This window comes from Nioella ostreopsis (genome assembly GCF_004000255.1).
Lineage (GTDB): Bacteria > Pseudomonadota > Alphaproteobacteria > Rhodobacterales > Rhodobacteraceae > Nioella > Nioella ostreopsis.
Window position 1 is genome coordinate 108,662 of record NZ_RCIQ01000012.1, and the last position, 15,681, is coordinate 124,342.

The window sequence follows — 15,681 nt, forward strand, 5'->3', positions numbered from 1 at the left end:
ATGCAATTTTCCCTTAGCTAGCAGGCGACGTATCGTCATTCGAATTCAAAGGTGCCAGAACAAGCAATACCTTGAGGATTGAGGACACTCAGAAACAACTTGAATCTACAGTCACTGTAGCACCTACATATCTCCTTGAACGATTCGAGGAGACCTTTCATGCCCGACCAAGATCCGCTTCTAGAGCCTACCAGGCTCGTGGATTTCCAATCCCCGTCAATTGCCAAACTGATCCAGGATCACGGATGGGCCGATCTCGACGAACACGAGCGGATCGGAGCAGTCTACGACTTCGTGCGTAATGAAATCGCGTTCGGCTATAATCGAGAAGACGACATTCCCGCTAGTGAAGTCCTTGAGGATGGATATGGCCAATGCAACACCAAGGGAACGCTGCTGATGGCGCTATTGCGGGGCGTGGACATCAGATGCAGATTCCACGGGTTCGCAATTCACAAGGAACTACAGCGTGGTGTTGTTCCAGAACTTGTTTACCCTGTTGCTCCGAAAGAGATCCTGCATTCCTGGGTTGAGGTCGAAACTGAGCGCGGTTGGGTGAATTTGGAAGGGTTCATCCTAGATCAAAGCTTTCTGAAGGTTCTGCAAAGTAGCTTTTCGAGCTCGGACAGCTTGTGCGGATATGGCGCGGGAACAGAAAGTCTGTCGACCCCCCCGGTAACATGGACAGGGGACGATACCTACATTCAGAAGACCGGGATTGCTCGGGACTACGGAACATTTGACACTCCCGATGCGTTTTTTGGTCAGCACCGGCAGGCATTGGGTGTTGTACGAGAATTCCTGTACCGACATGTCATTCGTCATTGGATGAACGCTCGAGTCCGCTCCATCCGCGCTGGCCATGTCCCGGCGATTCCCGGATTTGCCAAACCCAACCATCGCCACCAGGACACCAGCCATGCCGCATGATCACGGGCACAATCACCTTGATCCGCAATCTGGCGATCGCCGCGTTGCCGTTGCGATCTGGGCCAATGCACTTCTTACGATTGCACAAATTGCCGGCGGCATCGTGTCGGGCAGTTTGGCGCTGATTGCTGATGCTCTTCACAATTTCTCGGATATGGCCGCTCTGGTGATCGCTTTCGCAGCCCGAAAGATTTCGCGCAGGGAAGCCGACGAGGAAATGACGTTTGGTTATGGTCGGATCGAGATCGTCGCGGCACTGATCAACTACACCACACTGATAATTGTGGGTGTCTACCTTTGCTATGAAGGCGTCTTGCGGTTGCTCGAACCGCCAGAAGTGGCGGGCTGGACCGTAGTATACATTGGCGGTGTTGCACTGGTCGTTGATGCACTGACCGCACTGCTCACCTACTCGATGCAAAAAGATAGCATGAACATCCGGGCGATGTTTCTGCACAATCTGTCTGACGCGCTGTCTTCGGTAGCCGTAATCGTCGGTGGCATGCTGATCATTCTCTATGACTGGTGGCTGGTCGATCCAGTCATAACCATCCTTATCGCAGGCTACATTCTGTACCTCGCGGGAACCGAAATCGGCGGGCCGATCCGAACGCTGATGCTGGGCAGCCCGCCAGACATCGAAAACGCTGCAGTGGTCGCATTGGTCCGGGATGTGGAGGGGGTGATCGGAATCCACCACGTCCATCTGTGGCAGATGCAGGAACATGCGGTTTCCCTTGACTGCCATATCGTCGTCCATCCGGATCGATGGCACGACGTTGAACCAGTCAAGTCTCAAATCAAAGCGAGGCTCAGCGCCGAATTGGGTATCGAGCATTCGACCCTCGAATTCGAAACCACCGGCAAGGCGCAAGCTGGCACTCAGCTATATGGACACAAGATATGACGAAACTGGAGGCAATCCTTCTAGTCGCCGGGGTAGCGGATGCGGGGCTGCTCATCGCGATATTTGCTTGGTCGATACTGTTTCCAAGGCGACGGCTTTGGCCACCCGCGCACTCTATTGATTGGAGCGCAGTGATTGCTTGGCTACTGACTGTCGCAGTATTTGTTTTGACGATCGCCCTCGGGATCCTCGGATGGGGCGAGATTGGCCTTCCTGGCTGGGTTCGGTGGGGTATTGGCCTCCCATTGGTCTTAGCAGGCAACGCTGTTGTGTGGGCTGGAGTCGCCAGAATCGGGATGAAGGCCACAAGTGGGGCAAAGGCAGAATTGGTGACAACAGGCCTCTACCGCTACTCGCGAAATCCACAATATGTCGCCGACATGGCCATTTTGGTTGGTTTCGTGCTGGTAACAAGCGCCTGGTTTGCAATTCCGGTCGCGGCGGCGGGCGTCTTGGCCCTGGCGGTTGCACCCTTCGCGGAGGAACCGTGGTTGAAGCAGTCATACGGAGAGGACTTTGAGACATACCGCTCCTCAACACGCCGTTATTTCTAACTGATAGGAAAGCGTTATGTTTCAGTTATTTGACGGAGAAAGGATGAAACAAGCCAAAAGGTTATGTTCGTACGGAAATGCTACGCCCGGGGCTCTGGTCCTCCGGTTATTCTGGACAATTATTGGCCAATCTCGAGCGCTACGAGAGTGTCAGATCTTTTGTGTATGACTGATCCGGTTCATGCTTCAACGAAAGGAAGCATGAATGACCATCTCGAAAGCAATCCTGGACGAACTGCTGCAGGGCGTGGAACGCCCGGAAGACCTGCTTGGCGACACCGGGCTAATGAAAGAGCTGAAGATCAAGCTCATGGAGCGGATGCTGGGTGCCGAGCTGACGGCGCATCTGGGCTATGAAGAAGGCCAGGACGCGCCTCCCGGACAGCGCAACCGCCGCAACGGCACATCGACCAAGGTGCTGAAGGGGCAGGACGGGGAATTGCCGGTGGCGATCCCTCGGGACCGTGACAGCAGCTTCGAACCTGAGTTAGTGAAGAAGGGCCAGACCCGGATTGACGGGATGGACGACAGGATCATCGGGCTCTACGCCGCCGGGCTGACGGTCCGAGACATCCAGGCCCACCTGCTCGACCTCTATGGCCTGAAGGTCTCGCCCGACCTGATCAGCCGCGTCACCGATGCCGTTCTGGATGAGGTCCGGGAATGGCAGAGCCGAGCCCTGGACCGGATGTATCCGATCGTGTTGTTCGATGCGCTGCGGGTGAAGATCCGCGATGCCGACAGCCGGACCGTGAAAAACAAGGCAGTTTACGTGGCTCTGGGCGTTACTCGCGACGGCCAGCGCGAAGTCCTGGGCCTGTGGATCGCCGAGAACGAGGGCGCCAAATTCTGGCTCTCTGTCATGAATGAGCTGAAAAACCGGGGCGTCCAAGACATCCTGATCGCGGTCGTGGACGGGCTGAAGGGCTTTCCCGAGGCCATCACCTCCGCCTTCCCGGACGCCATGGTCCAGACCTGCATCGTGCATCTGGTGCGCCATTCTCTGAACTTCTGCTCCTGGAAGGACCGCAAGGTCGTGGCCGCCGACCTGCGCCGGGTTTACAGCGCCCCGACCGCCGATATGGCCGAAGCCGAACTCGATGTCTTCGAGGAAAAATGGGCCGGGAAATACGCGTCAATCGCCCCGGCATGGCGCCGGGCGTGGCAGGAGGTGATCCCGTTCTTCGGCTTCGATCCGGCGATCCGCAAGATCATCTACACGACGAATGCCATAGAAAGTCTGAACCGGGTAATCCGTAAATCAATCAAGACGCGCGGCTCCTTCCCGACGGACGAGGCGGCGACCAAGCTGATCTACCTCGCCATCCGCAACTTTGAGAAGGATGGCCGAAATGTCAGAGAATGGTTTGCCGCACGCAACCAGTTCGCCATAATGTTCGGCGAGCGCTTCGACGCTTGAGTATCTGAAACCGCATGGACCGGGCCAGATACACAGAGTTCAGGACACTCCCCGCGCTACGCCTCTAGTAAGTAGCAATTTCTATTGTTTATCAGCAAGATGAGCCGTATCTACAACTTGCGGGACGGCAATTTTCAAATCAGCCTCCGGGCACCAACTCGTATTCCCCCTGTTCTCGATTTTTCACGGGTCAATCCTAGGAATCGAACGATCTTCCGGACAGCTGCCGTTGGTGCACAGTGCAGCATTGGTCAAAATGGGCTCACAGCGGCCTTGCGGCGGTGCGGCGCGCGGGTCGTGGCCTTGCAGGCCCTTGCGTGGGCAACTGGATGGCTGGTGCCAGCCCCGAGCGGACCCATGGACCTCGGTGCGAATCTGCAATAGCTGACCTTCGCCACGCAGGTCGCGAACTCACACAATGCGGGACTTAGAGTGCATTCGGTGCAACTGCGCCAATGTCCGCAAAGGAGAGTTCAGCACCAGCGGCTACACTCGCATTCGTTGTTTCTTGCGCCATGCAGCGGGGGTCACTCCGTAGATTTTTCGAAACTGGCGGATGAAATGGGTCGTGTCCTGCCATCCGATGTGTGGAGCAATTTGATCGACGGGCATGTCGGTGTGTTGCAAAAGCTGCGCGGCCTTGGCGACGCGGGCAGACGTGATCCAAGTGCCGACTGTAAAACCGGTTTCGGATTTGACGACAGCCGCGACATGAGGCGCGGTGCGTCCAACCGCCGAAGCCACATCGATAAGGGAAATGGGGGAAAGGCTGTGTCGTTGGATGTATCGCAGCGCTGTAGCGACCAGTGGTGAGCGTTGCCCATCCTTATCTGCATTTGGCATCGCCCGTGAGACCTCTGACAGGATCAGAGTAATCAGGCTGCGTTGCACCTCTGCGGTCAGCTCATTTTGCCCTTCTGCCTCTCGCGCTAAAGCCTCGAACCAGCGCTGCAAGCGCGCCTGTGCAACCTCCTCCAAATGGACGACTGGGGACGCCCCGAGGCGCACTTCAGAAAATGGCCGCATGATCGCCTGCGCCTCGTCAAAGCCAAAGCTCCCAGCGGAAAATCCCAGAAGCCAATAATCGAGATCCTCGCCAGCCAGGGGGCGATGCGGCACACCGGCAGGAACAATCGTCACGCTTCCTGCCAAAGAAAGTGTTTCGTATTTCTGCTCCATCGTGAACCAACCGGCACGGGTAAACATCAACCCGTGATCGGCGTGCACGGCGACGGGTGTCGGGTGTGTGCTGACGCCCATTTCGTGAATCACATAGCAAGAGGGATGTGGCGGTTCGAGCCGCTGAAGGTCTGTCACACAAAATTCCGAATAATCATAAGATCAGCCGATAGTACCCGAATCCACGCTCTCAAGCAACGACGCCAGCGGGCCTATGTTGAGGCCAACGAAACCTTCAGCATGACTGGATCGAGACATGGCAAACCTGCACTACGACCTCATCATAATCGGTGGCGGACCCGCCGGACAATCCGCCGCTTTGATTGCCGGACGCACCCGTATGAAAACCGCATTCATAAACGCCGAAAATCCTCGAAATTTTGTGACCACGGCCTCGCACGGGTTTTTGACCCGCGATGGCGCCCACCCAAGCGAGCTGTTGGCGGTGGCCAAGGAGCAGCTGCGCAAATATCCAACGGTCAATTACATCGCCGACAGCGTTTCTGATGTCGCGCGTTTGGCCGACGGGTTTTCCGCGACGACTGCGCAGGGTGCAACAATAACTGCGACGCGCATGCTCATTGCGACGGGCCACCGGGACCACCTCGACCAATTGGACTTACCCGGCATCGCGGACGTATACGGCAAGTCGGTTTATCCATGCCCGTTCTGCGATGGATACGAGCATGCCGACGAGGCGCTGGCCATCTTTGGCCACGGCGCAATCGAGCACTTTGTGCCGATGATGCAGATTTGGTCGCGAAATATGATCGTGTTCACCAACGGCAATTCGCTCGACGCCAATGTAAAGGCAGAATTGCGGACCAAGGGTGTTCCGGTTGAAGAGGGCAAGGTCGCGAACCTGAGGTCGACAGGCGGCACGCTAACCCATGTCGTTTTGGATGATGGGCGCGAGATAGCGCGGCAAAGTGGGTTCGTCGTCGAGGAATTCTCGTCGCCCGCGACCGATTTTGCCGAACGTTTGGGGGTTATCGCGCAAGAAGAGAACGATTGGGGCATGCCCGAGCTTGCAGGTGCGTCAGGCACAACGAACATCCCAGGTCTCTACGTAGTCGGGGATGCGCGGATGGGTTTTGCGGGCATCGCGGCGGCGGCCTCGGAAGGCGGGTTCTGCGTAGAGATGATGGCCCACGAGGTTGCGATGGAACGTTGGGCGGCACTGCCGGAGGGATCACAATGAAGGATAAGACCAAGGCGCTGTGGGAAAAGCAGGATCAGCATAAGGGCGACCGTTGGCGGCTGTTTCAGGCGGTGAGCGCAGCGCTGCCCGCCCGCCGAGTGCTTTATGCAGGCAGCTACGTCGATGTTGCGCCCTCGTTCGTTTACGACGACGTCACCTATGCGGACATGGACAAGCGGGCGGCGGCGTTTTTTGCCGATGCCCAGGGTGTGCGGCAGATCATTTGCGACCACGGTGGCAACGTCGACGGGCGGTTCGTGTTCGCGCATGGAGACTATCGGTCCTTGGATTTAGAGCCGAATAGCTTTGATCTGCTGATCTCTCTTTATGCGGGGTTCATATCAGAGCCTTGCGGCCGTTTCTTGCGTATCGGAGGGCATTTGCTGGTGAATTCAAGCCATGGCGACGCAGCTCTTGCCGCGCTCGACCCACGATTCAAGCTGGTGGCGGTCGTCACGTCGGCAAACGGAAGCTACCGGGTCACCGATCAGAACCTCGACAGCTACATGGTGCCGAAGAAACCACAGACGATAACGGTGGAAAGCCTTAAGGCATCTCATCGCGGCATTGCCTATACCAAATCCCCATTTGCCTACGTGTTCGAAAGGGTGCTGTGATGTGCGCTCGAAGAGCCAACGGCGAAAGCCGCCGTTGGCCGCGTCGCAGAAAATATGCAAAGGGGGCTCTCTGCCGTCGTTCACCGCAGTCTACACGAAGGTCCGCTGTCGGGAAACGGGCCAAACTTTGCAAAGTTCACTATCTGCGCATCGCCGCCGTTGATGCCGAGCGCAGCAAAGGCTGGTCGGGAAATTTCAGAGTATTGGGCTGTGAATGTCGGCTTTCGCTGGTCTGAGGTGGAGTCCGAGCAGGTGCCGCGAATTCACACTTTCCGCCCAAATATTACATAAAACGGATTATAGGGGCTTTGGTAAGGGCTTGTTTTAATTACAATTTTGAAACCTTTTGGTTGAAGTTCAACCAGTACCTCGTATGGCGCCGCTCACCGGTTCGGCTGAGCGCTCCTTTCTCGACCAGGTCCTGCAGATCGCGGGTCGCGGTTGCGCGTGAAGTTCCGGTGATCTTGAGATAGTTGTCGGCGCTGAGGCCGCCCTTGAAACCGCCAGGGCCTTCCCGAAACATTCGAGCGATGGCCTTGGCCTGGCGTTCGTTCAACTGGTCCCTGTGACGATCGTAGAAGTGTGCCTTGCTGATGAAGAAGCCGACGCGGTCGAGTGTTGCCTGTTGGGCCTTCAAGACAACTTCCGCGAACCAGACGAGCCAATCGGTCACGTCGAGCGTTTTTTGATGCTGCTCGAGCTGGTCGTAGTATGCCTTGCGCTCCTTCTCGATGGTGAAGGCGAGCGAGATGAGGGTCGGCTGGCCAATGTTCTGCGCCAGCGACTTTTCAGCGAGGGCGCGACCCAGGCGGCCGTTGCCGTCTTCGAATGGGTGGATGCTCTCGAAATAGAGGTGGCTTAGCCCTGCGCGCGTCAGCGCTGGAAGCGGCTCTGCTCCCCCCGGCCCGGTCTTGTTGAACCAATCCGCGTATCGCTCCATCTCAGGCATGACCCGCTCTGAGGGAGGCGCTTCGAAATGGATCGTCGGCCGGTCGAGGCGGCCAGAAACGATTTGCATCGCCTCGGCGTGGCGTCGGTAGGCCCCGATGGTTTCCAACCGGCGGTCATGGGACAGGAGCATCCGATGCCAGCGGTACAGCGTTTCGTGGCTCAGCTTGTCCGCAAAGCTGGAATAGACGTCCACCATCATTTCCGCGACGCCCTGTTCGCGCGGTTTGGCAGGGTAGCTGTCCGGATCGAGGCCCAGATGGCGGCGCAACGAAGACTGGACACTGAGCCGGTCGAGGATTTCACCCTCGATGGCGCTCGTCTGCATCGCTTCCTCGCTGAGCAGTTCGATGCGGAGTTGCTCGCGCTCCGGCTGGCTGACATGATGGACAGCGCCGAGGATTTCTCCGGACGACAGCAGAAATGTCTGCTCAAACGGCTCCAGAGTGGAGGCGTCATACCGGAAATCCGGCCAACCGGGCAGCGTCCAGTTCCAAGCCATGAGTTATAGACGTCCTTTCTATAACTCATATCTAGATCACTTTTGAGGCATAGAAGTCAACTCTATCGCTCAAAGGACCTGCGGGATGGGATGTCCCACAAACCGACGCGAGGCCTTGAGCTAGGCCTTTTCAAGGTGCGTCAGGTCTTGCTGACGCGATCTGGGGGTCGTCGGATCGACAGGGTTTTGTTTCGGCGCTTGAATGAATGGTTCATAGCGAACGTCCGCCATGGCGCCGTCGAACCACGCTGGCTGCAGATCGCAATTATTCCACTGGTAGAGATAGCCCACCAGCTTGCCGGTTTTCTTGCAGAGGATGTGCATGATCGGTTCACCGGTGAGGCGAGGAATTCTGGTCAATTTGCGCTCCTGAATCCAGGACCTCGTTACGCTCGAACATGGAGGCCAATTAAATGTTTTCGGCCTGTTAATGGCGCGTTTCTGCATGTGCAATATGAATCGGAATGCGTCAGCGGAATTCCACTAGCCGATTGCAAGATGTCCTTTTGGATAGGTGTTTTACTGCACCGTATTCTCTTGCGGCGATGCGGTACGATCTTCGATCTCCTCCAGGATCATGTCGATCTCGCCCCATATGCGTGGTTCCACCTGGCCGCGGATCAGGGCCCATTTGCTCAAGACGTCGAGGGGGTCGTGGTCCCGGAGGAGGACACCCAAGCTGGCCGCATCGACTGCCAGAGATGTCCGGGCCTGCCACCGCGTGTTTCGAGTGCGTCGCTCCTCTGCGACTGGGGCGAAGACCGGCGACAGTTGCCAGCCTTTGACTGCACGGCGCAGGGCGGCACGCACCACATGTGCTGGCTCAACACCACAAGTCTCCAGCGCTGCTTCCTGTCGTTCGAGTGCGTTGACCCTGATGTCGATCTTCCGGGTCGGGTTCAAAGCTCGCGCCGATACGGGAGCTCTCAGGCTGGTATGCGGGTCAGAGCTTTCCGCGGTGACTTGGTGCGGCGCCACGGCACCTTCCGGCACACGCTCTGACTCGTGCCGAACAGCGTCAACGTCAACGTCAACGTCAACGTCAACGTCAACGTCAACGTCAACGTCAGCGGCTGGGGTCCCTGTCTTTGTTGCTGTGACCTGTGCCTCATCTTCCTTCCCGGAAACCTCGCGGTCACCCTGTTGCAGGGTGGCGGCGTAGGCAGGGTCGGGCCTGGTGATGGTCGGGATCTTCTTGCGCAATCGACTGTCCTCACGCCGCAAGAATGTTGTTGAGAATGTCCGTCGCCTCCTCGAGTGCCTCGACGACATGACGTACATGTGGACGCATCAGGGGATTCGGATCGGATTGCTTTACCAGCGCCAGAGCATGAAGAAGCCCTTTCTGATCCATCTCCTTGTAGGTGTTCCGCCGCATCATGACGGTCTCAATCACCGGAAATCGGGTGAGCGCTTCCTCAATCAGGGCGGCATCAGCCCGGGTGGTTTTCGGGTCGACCATGTTGAGGACGACGTGGTGGCGCGGAAGGCTGGAAGGGTCGTCAACACGGGTTTTCAGCTTCTCATACCAATCAGCTGTCTGTGCGCCGACATCGAAATCAGACGTCGACAGCATGACGGGCGTCACGATGTGGTCCGCAAGCACCGCGATGCCGTCTGACCATTCGGCACCGACTCCTGCGGTATCGATGAAGATGAAGTCTGCCGTGTCTGCCATGTAGACCTGATCGATCTGATCCTCGACACCCGCCACGGTTTCGACAGTTGCAGAGGAGAGAAGCGGCGAACTCAGCCCACCGGCTTCCGCCCGAGCATGCCAGGCCCCGAGTACTCTCGTGCTGTCCGTGTCGATCAACAACACTCTGCGTCCGGCGGCGATCGCGGCGCTGATCAAGGCGCGCGAAAGCGTCGTTTTTCCACTGCCCCCTTTCCGGGCCATCGCTGCGATCACCACAAGATTTTCGTTCGGCATTCTGACCCTCCGCAAAAATAGTGAATCGCAACGATAATGCCAAAACGTCGCTAAACGCATGAGACGGAGGGGTCAAGCAGAAGTCGGGATGCGACCCGCGTCTGGCATGCTGCGGGCTGCGTTGTGCGATGACCGTGCGACGTCGCCCATGTCGCTGTCAGCATTCGTCGCGGGGCACCACACACCCTCCAAGTGTCGGGATGCGCTTGGCGATGTGCTGCGGACGGAATGCAGGAGACGGATAGCGCGTTCCAGACGACGGGAGGTAGTCTCGCGTATGTCGTTCTGCGGGTGACGCGAGACGGTTAGCGCGCGGCAAAACCCGTCTTGCAGGGTGCAAGAGACGGGGCGCAAAAGACGCGATGCGCGATGCGGAGACCGCATCGCGTGGTGCAATGAGCGCGAAGCGCGATCCATTTGACAAAGGACGGGAAATCGCCCCTGCAGGGCGATTTTCTACATTGAGTACAAGCCCTTATGGCCGACTCCACTTGCGTTGGGAGAAGGCCTGCTTGTACGAAGTTGGCAAGAAATAGGAACGTTAACTTCAAAATGTCCCGCCGTCGCAGACTGTCAGAGATCGAGCGATCGACCATCGCCCAGGAGCGCCGGAACGGCGTCTCCGCGGCGTCATTGGCCGCGCGCTACGATGTCAGCCTGAAGACGATCTACAACGTGGTGAACCACGCCGATGAGCGTCAGACAGCGAACGGCAGCCGATCGCGGGTTGTGGGGATCCGGGTCTCGGACGATGACCTGCGCCGGTTCGACGCGGCGCTGTCGCGGCGCGGGATTGCGCACCGCTCGGATGCCATGCGTCGCCTGATGCTGGCGGCCGAAAGTGTCTTCCTACCCGACGACGAGATGTGCGACGAGTTGCGCAGCCTCGGCGCCGCGCTCAACCGGGTCGGTAACAACGTGAACCAGATCGCGCGACGTCTGAACGAGGCCAAGGTGCGGGGTGAGAGACTGTCCTACCCGGCCTCAAGTCACCGTGACGTCCGCGCGCTTGCGGGTCTGGTCTTCGATCTGGCCGACCAGGTCCAGGAGATGTCGCGCGCGCGGCGTAGCGTGCTGGACCTTGAGATCAGCTCTGCCCTGGCGGACCTCGCCGAGAGGGATGAGAATGGCGCGGAGTGACCGGGTCCGTGGCATCGACCCGGCGCTATTTGACCGAGGCTGGAGCCGAGTTTCGGGATCCTGGCAGGGGCTTTCCAAGGGCGCGCAGATGGTCCGGGCCGCGCGCGGCTACTCGCCAGCGATCTTCAAGGCCATTGCGAAAGGGGGCTGCCACACCGGGGCGCAGCTGCGTGCTCAGCTCACATATCTCACGACAAAGTCGAGCCACATCCTCGACAGTCGTGGCACACATGATGGCAAGAAGACCCTGTCCGAGGCCGAGATCGACCGGGTCGTACGCCGATTTGAGAACCAGTGGGGTGAGCGGCACAGCCCCAAGCTCGGCCACACCTCGCATCTGCTGATGGCATTTCCCGTTGGCACCAGCGGTGAGGAGGTGCGCGCGATCACGGAATCCGTCTGCGAGAAGTTCTTTCAAGGTGAGGGGTCGCAATTCGACTATATTGCTGCAATACACCAAGATCGCGCGCATCCACATGCGCATATCGTTCTGAACCGCCGCAGCAAGGATGGCGAAATGTTCTTTCTCGGGAAGGATCATCACTTCAACTACGACGCCTTTCGCGAGGCGATGGTCGAGGCGGCCCAAGTTCATGGGATCCGCCTTGAGGCGACGCGTCGTCTGGATCGCGGCGTCACGACCTACCGCGCCGAGATCGATGAAATCTACAAGGCTCGCGACGAAGGTCGTCCCCCAGTCGAGCGCCAGAGAACCGGCGCTGACCTGGCGGCCGCTCTGGAAACCGTCAGGCACAACGCGTTGATCTACCGCGGGCTCGCGGCGGAGGCGTCACGCTCGAATTTCGACGACGTGGCCGAAGCGCTCGAGAGGGCCAGCACCATCCTTGCCAGTGGCGGTCCGATTCAATCTGACGGAGCCATCTACATGTCCCAAGACGAAGCAGCGTTCGACACGCTGATCACCGAGTTTTCTCAGAACATTCGCCAGATCGAGGCGGCGATCGACAGGGCTCCGGCGACCGAGAGGCCGGTGATCGAGCGCAAGCTGACCGACGTTCTGGCCTCGGTCGCGCATTTGAACCCGCTCGGGGATCGCTCCGCCGCCCTGGTCGATGCCCCGTCCCGGGACGGCATCTATGCAAGGCCGAACTTAAGTGAAGATCACCTCGCGCGTCTTGACGATGGAGAGGTGGCACCAAAGCTGGCCGAGGCGTTGCAAGGCACGGGCATTGGCGCCGAGGCAGTGGTCGCGCGTCTGCGGGAAGGGGCTGGCAATGCCGCACTGGAACGCCAATGGCTGGCACAGGATCTGCAGGCGATTGCCAAAGAAGGTGACCTCGATCTGGAGAAACCTGCGGACCGGGAAGAAGCGCTGGACCGGCTGGAAGCCGTGCATGTTCGGTTGGGCGATGTCCTGACCGATGTACGCGTTCTGCGCGCGCCAACCGAGTTTGACGAGGTGGATGACGCTGAGCCAGCGCTTGGTGAGCGGTTGACGGCACCTGGGGGTGATCTCGGGAAGGACGGGCCCGACATTTTTGCCCCATCGGAGCGGCAGGAGTTCAAAGCGCTTGTGGCGCAGTTCCGCCGGACGGATTTCGATCATCCGTTCTCCGACGATCCTTCCGTCCGGCGGGCGGGCGCCGTGGAGGTTGAAGAGGCCCGCGCCGCGTTCGACGCCTACGCGCAGAGATCCCCGCAACATGCCGAACTGGCGTCGATGGCCTGGGATCAGATGACCGACAGTCGAAAGCCGCCGCAATACGCGGTATTGGAACAGGACCGCACGCTTCATGCTGGCGACATGGACCTCGCCTTGCGGGATCCTTCGGATCATCTCGGTCCGATCACGGAAGAGCTCCGCACCCTCGCCCGCTATCGCACGGAGATGCCGGATGACGAATTCGGGCAGGCCGTTAGGGGCGAAATCAACCACCTTCGTTCGCTCGGCGCGTCGCGTGCCTATATCAGCGAGCGCAGCCTCATTATCGAGGACCAGGCGCGACAAGACTACGCCGAGCGCCGGTATCTGGAAGAGACCGCGCCAACGGTCATGGCCTTTGTGCAAAACGCCGACGCCGGGGATCCGATATCCGAGGCAGAGCGACATGACATCGTCCGGCAGGTCAACGAACGGCTAAGCCCCGACGCAATCGACGCACTGCAGGCCGGTAACGCGGACGTCCTGGACAAATTCACCGAGGATCCGCTGCGACAGCTGGAACTCGCCAAGACCTATCTCCAGAGCAGCGAAGTCACTGCGCATGGCCCGGCCATGGAGCGCGTTCTCGATGCGTTGGCGGAAGAACATATAGAGGCGCAGCGCGCACGCCACGCTGCGGCAGATGGCGAAAAGGGGATCACCCATGGATAAAGGCAAGATCGCCATCGGTGTGTTGAGCCTCGTGCTGGTCGGCCTCGCCATGGGCTATGTTGTGGCGACCGGCTTTGTCATGTTCCGCTATGGGCTTTCACCCACGCGTTTCGACGTCACTCTGCTCGCCCGCGAATATCGGGGTCTGTCTCAGTCTGCACCGAAAGACTTCCTCTGGGTGAACCTCATCCTTGGCGGCTTCGGCCTGGCATCGCTGATGCTGAGCGTCACGCTTCTGGGGGATGCATTGACTCGCTTCGGGACGACGCATTGGCAGACCCGCAGCGAGATGAAGAGGAACGGTTTCTTTGCCAAGCCCGGCGGCGGCTTCCTTTTGGGCAAGCTTGGCTCCCCGAAATCCAAACGCCCGTTCCTTGTCTCAAAAACCTTCCCCCACGCGCTGATCGTGGCGCCTACAGGCCGGGGCAAGGGCGTGGGGTTCGTGATCCCGAACCTGCTGACCTACAAGGGCTCGGCCGTGGTGCTCGACGTGAAAGGCGAGAACTTTCGCGAGACCTCGCGCTTTCGCGCCAGCATGGGGGACAAGGTTTTCCGCTTCGCGCCGACCGACTGGGACCGACCGACGCATCGCTACAACCCGCTTGCGCGCATCGCGGCCATGACCAATCCCGACCGACAGCAGATGGAGCTGAAACTCACCGCCAAGCTCTTCCTGCAAACCGACAATGAAAAGCTGAGCGGGCTTTTGGCCGGGGGTATCGACCTCTTCGTGGCAGCCGGTCTTCTGGCCTTCGAGCGCGGCGTGCCGACCATCGGCGAGATCTATCGCATCACAGCCTCGGGGGGCGACAAGCAGAAGGAATATTTGAAGCGTTCTCAGGAGGTGAAGAACACCTCGGCCAAACTGATCTTCGAGCGTATGGCATCGACCAACAATGACACCCTCACGTCCTACCTGTCGCTCCTGATGACATCGGGTCTCGACACCTGGGACAACCGCGCGATCGACGCGGCCACCGCGACATCTGACTTTTCCTTCCGGGATATCCGCCGCCGCCCGCATGCGATCTATCTTGTGGTCGAATCCGAGCTGATCCGACCGCTGGCTCCGCTGATCCGCCTCTTCTTTTCCGACCTGATCGCCTCGCTGCAGGCGCAGGAACCCGGAGATGACGAGCCCTGGCCGGTGATGATCATGCTCGACGAGTTCGACCGGCTCGGGAAAATGCCGATCGTCGCAGAAAGCATCAAGACCCTGCGTTCCTATGGCGGTAACCTCGCCATCGTCACCCAGACGATTCCTGCTTTGGACGAAATCTATGGCGAGAACACTCGCAGGTCGCTTCAGGGCGGCGCCGGCGTGAAGCTCTACCTCACCCCATCCGAGCAGAAGACCATCGAGGAGTTGAGCCAGGCTGTCGGCAAGACCACCAAGCGCGTGGTGACCCGGTCCCGTGCTGTCGGTCGCAATCCCTTCGAGGGGCGCAGCGTCTCTGAGCGAACCGAGGATACCCCGCTCCTGACAGAGGACCAAGCCCGGCGCATGGACCTCGATGAGGTGATCCTCGTGATCGACGCGCAGATGCCGATCCGGGCGCGGCGGATCAAGTACTTCGAAGACCCCGCGCTGAAGGTGCTGCATGCGGGTCAGGTGGGAAGTTTCCCATATCCGGACGAGGATGGGCTGAGGCGGGATCGGCAGATGTCGGAGACCCGCGAGACGTTGGAAAAGCTGAAGCAGGAGCTACAAGAGGTGCGGGCGGCAAATGTTGCATCGGAAGTCGGTTCGAACGCGCCGAACACACCGAAGACTGAACCTGTCAACTCAGCGAAAGCCCGAGGCCGCGCAGCTCGTGCTGCTGCGAGCAGCGGTGGCCAGGGTCAGCTGTCGCTTGATATCGAGGGATTGGGGATTATCAGCTCAGACCGGACAGCGTTGGCTTCGGCTGTTCTAACGACGAGGGCTATTATCGCGGAGCATGGGTGAGCGTGGGAGAACTCACTAAGCCCTTCTGCATCGGCGATTGGCCTTTTGCAGACGAACTGAAAGGTGA

At 59.1% G+C, this 15,681-nt stretch carries 14 protein-coding genes; 9 read left to right on the top strand and 5 right to left on the bottom strand.

The genetic code is table 11. The annotated features are described in order from the left end of the window. Positions 1 to 159: 159 nt before the first annotated feature. The 4 genes from EP237_RS13615 to EP237_RS13630 all read left to right on the top strand — a co-directional run bounded on the left by EP237_RS13615 (position 160) and on the right by EP237_RS13630 (position 3,811). On the top strand, positions 160 to 930 hold the full coding sequence (locus EP237_RS13615) for a transglutaminase-like domain-containing protein (RefSeq protein WP_127561442.1): 771 nt from the start codon (positions 160 to 162) through the stop codon (positions 928 to 930). Next, positions 920 to 1,837, top strand: coding sequence for a cation diffusion facilitator family transporter (locus tag EP237_RS13620; RefSeq protein ID WP_127561443.1), 918 nt, complete (start codon positions 920 to 922; stop codon positions 1,835 to 1,837). The genes EP237_RS13615 and EP237_RS13620 overlap by 11 nt, the downstream gene beginning before the upstream one ends. Further along, entirely contained in the window at positions 1,834 to 2,391 is a 558-nt protein-coding gene (locus EP237_RS13625) for a methyltransferase family protein (protein WP_127561444.1), read from the top strand. The genes EP237_RS13620 and EP237_RS13625 overlap by 4 nt, the downstream gene beginning before the upstream one ends. Before the next feature lie 205 nt (positions 2,392 to 2,596). Next, the gene (locus tag EP237_RS13630; protein WP_127561445.1) at positions 2,597 to 3,811 is read left to right on the top strand and encodes an IS256 family transposase; all 1,215 of its coding nucleotides are present in this window, start codon (positions 2,597 to 2,599) and stop codon (positions 3,809 to 3,811) included. A 486-nt stretch (positions 3,812 to 4,297) separates the two neighbouring features. Here EP237_RS13630 and EP237_RS13635 read toward each other — a convergent pair whose 3' ends face one another. Next, positions 4,298 to 5,071, bottom strand: a complete 774-nt coding sequence (locus tag EP237_RS13635) for an AraC family transcriptional regulator (RefSeq protein WP_127561446.1) — start codon at positions 5,069 to 5,071, stop codon at positions 4,298 to 4,300. A 175-nt stretch (positions 5,072 to 5,246) separates the two neighbouring features. Between EP237_RS13635 and EP237_RS13640 the strand changes: the two genes are divergently transcribed. After that, complete coding sequence (locus EP237_RS13640; protein WP_127561447.1) at positions 5,247 to 6,191, top strand: NAD(P)/FAD-dependent oxidoreductase; 945 nt, start codon at positions 5,247 to 5,249, stop codon at positions 6,189 to 6,191. Next, the gene (locus EP237_RS13645; RefSeq protein WP_127561448.1) at positions 6,188 to 6,808 is read left to right on the top strand and encodes a class I SAM-dependent methyltransferase; all 621 of its coding nucleotides are present in this window, start codon (positions 6,188 to 6,190) and stop codon (positions 6,806 to 6,808) included. The genes EP237_RS13640 and EP237_RS13645 overlap by 4 nt, the downstream gene beginning before the upstream one ends. 328 nt (positions 6,809 to 7,136) lie before the next feature. Here the strand turns inward: EP237_RS13645 and EP237_RS13650 are convergent, their stop codons facing one another. The 4 genes from EP237_RS13650 to EP237_RS13665 all read right to left on the bottom strand — a co-directional run bounded on the left by EP237_RS13650 (position 7,137) and on the right by EP237_RS13665 (position 10,191). Continuing rightward, positions 7,137 to 8,258, bottom strand: coding sequence for a Fic family protein (locus EP237_RS13650; RefSeq protein ID WP_127561449.1), 1,122 nt, complete (start codon positions 8,256 to 8,258; stop codon positions 7,137 to 7,139). Positions 8,259 to 8,378: 120 nt separating this feature from the next. Next, entirely contained in the window at positions 8,379 to 8,618 is a 240-nt protein-coding gene (locus EP237_RS13655; RefSeq protein ID WP_127561450.1) for a hypothetical protein, read from the bottom strand. A gap of 159 nt (positions 8,619 to 8,777) precedes the next feature. Further along, complete coding sequence (locus EP237_RS13660) at positions 8,778 to 9,461, bottom strand: hypothetical protein (RefSeq protein WP_127561451.1); 684 nt, start codon at positions 9,459 to 9,461, stop codon at positions 8,778 to 8,780. 10 nt (positions 9,462 to 9,471) lie between these two features. Then, positions 9,472 to 10,191 carry a ParA family protein gene (locus EP237_RS13665; protein WP_127561452.1) on the bottom strand — a complete coding sequence of 240 codons (720 nt, stop codon included), beginning with the start codon at positions 10,189 to 10,191 and terminating at the stop codon, positions 9,472 to 9,474. Between the two features lie 552 nt (positions 10,192 to 10,743). On the opposite strand from EP237_RS13665, the gene mobC reads away from it, so the two are divergent. The 3 genes from mobC to EP237_RS13680 are packed head-to-tail and all read left to right on the top strand — an operon-like array spanning position 10,744 to position 15,614. Then, complete coding sequence (gene mobC, locus EP237_RS13670) at positions 10,744 to 11,331, top strand: plasmid mobilization relaxosome protein MobC (protein ID WP_127561453.1); 588 nt, start codon at positions 10,744 to 10,746, stop codon at positions 11,329 to 11,331. Continuing rightward, a complete protein-coding gene (locus EP237_RS13675) occupies positions 11,318 to 13,666 on the top strand; it encodes a relaxase/mobilization nuclease domain-containing protein (RefSeq protein ID WP_127561454.1) in 2,349 nt (782 codons plus the stop codon). The genes mobC and EP237_RS13675 overlap by 14 nt, the downstream gene beginning before the upstream one ends. Beyond that, positions 13,659 to 15,614, top strand: coding sequence for a type IV secretory system conjugative DNA transfer family protein (locus EP237_RS13680; RefSeq protein ID WP_127561455.1), 1,956 nt, complete (start codon positions 13,659 to 13,661; stop codon positions 15,612 to 15,614). The genes EP237_RS13675 and EP237_RS13680 overlap by 8 nt, the downstream gene beginning before the upstream one ends. Positions 15,615 to 15,681 lie beyond the last annotated feature (67 nt).

What these genes read in the sequence shown, in the direction of transcription:
- EP237_RS13615 (WP_127561442.1), top strand. Translation starts at nt 160, where the DNA reads ATGCCCGACCAAGATCCGCTTCTAGAGCCTACCAGGCTCGTGGATTTC.
- EP237_RS13620 (WP_127561443.1), top strand. Translation starts at nt 920, where the DNA reads ATGCCGCATGATCACGGGCACAATCACCTTGATCCGCAATCTGGCGAT.
- EP237_RS13625 (WP_127561444.1), top strand. Translation starts at nt 1,834, where the DNA reads ATGACGAAACTGGAGGCAATCCTTCTAGTCGCCGGGGTAGCGGATGCG.
- EP237_RS13630 (WP_127561445.1), top strand. Translation starts at nt 2,597, where the DNA reads ATGACCATCTCGAAAGCAATCCTGGACGAACTGCTGCAGGGCGTGGAA.
- EP237_RS13635 (WP_127561446.1), bottom strand. Translation starts at nt 5,071, where the DNA reads ATGGGCGTCAGCACACACCCGACACCCGTCGCCGTGCACGCCGATCAC.
- EP237_RS13640 (WP_127561447.1), top strand. Translation starts at nt 5,247, where the DNA reads ATGGCAAACCTGCACTACGACCTCATCATAATCGGTGGCGGACCCGCC.
- EP237_RS13645 (WP_127561448.1), top strand. Translation starts at nt 6,188, where the DNA reads ATGAAGGATAAGACCAAGGCGCTGTGGGAAAAGCAGGATCAGCATAAG.
- EP237_RS13650 (WP_127561449.1), bottom strand. Translation starts at nt 8,258, where the DNA reads ATGGCTTGGAACTGGACGCTGCCCGGTTGGCCGGATTTCCGGTATGAC.
- EP237_RS13665 (WP_127561452.1), bottom strand. Translation starts at nt 10,191, where the DNA reads ATGCCGAACGAAAATCTTGTGGTGATCGCAGCGATGGCCCGGAAAGGG.
- mobC (WP_127561453.1), top strand. Translation starts at nt 10,744, where the DNA reads ATGTCCCGCCGTCGCAGACTGTCAGAGATCGAGCGATCGACCATCGCC.
- EP237_RS13675 (WP_127561454.1), top strand. Translation starts at nt 11,318, where the DNA reads ATGGCGCGGAGTGACCGGGTCCGTGGCATCGACCCGGCGCTATTTGAC.
- EP237_RS13680 (WP_127561455.1), top strand. Translation starts at nt 13,659, where the DNA reads ATGGATAAAGGCAAGATCGCCATCGGTGTGTTGAGCCTCGTGCTGGTC.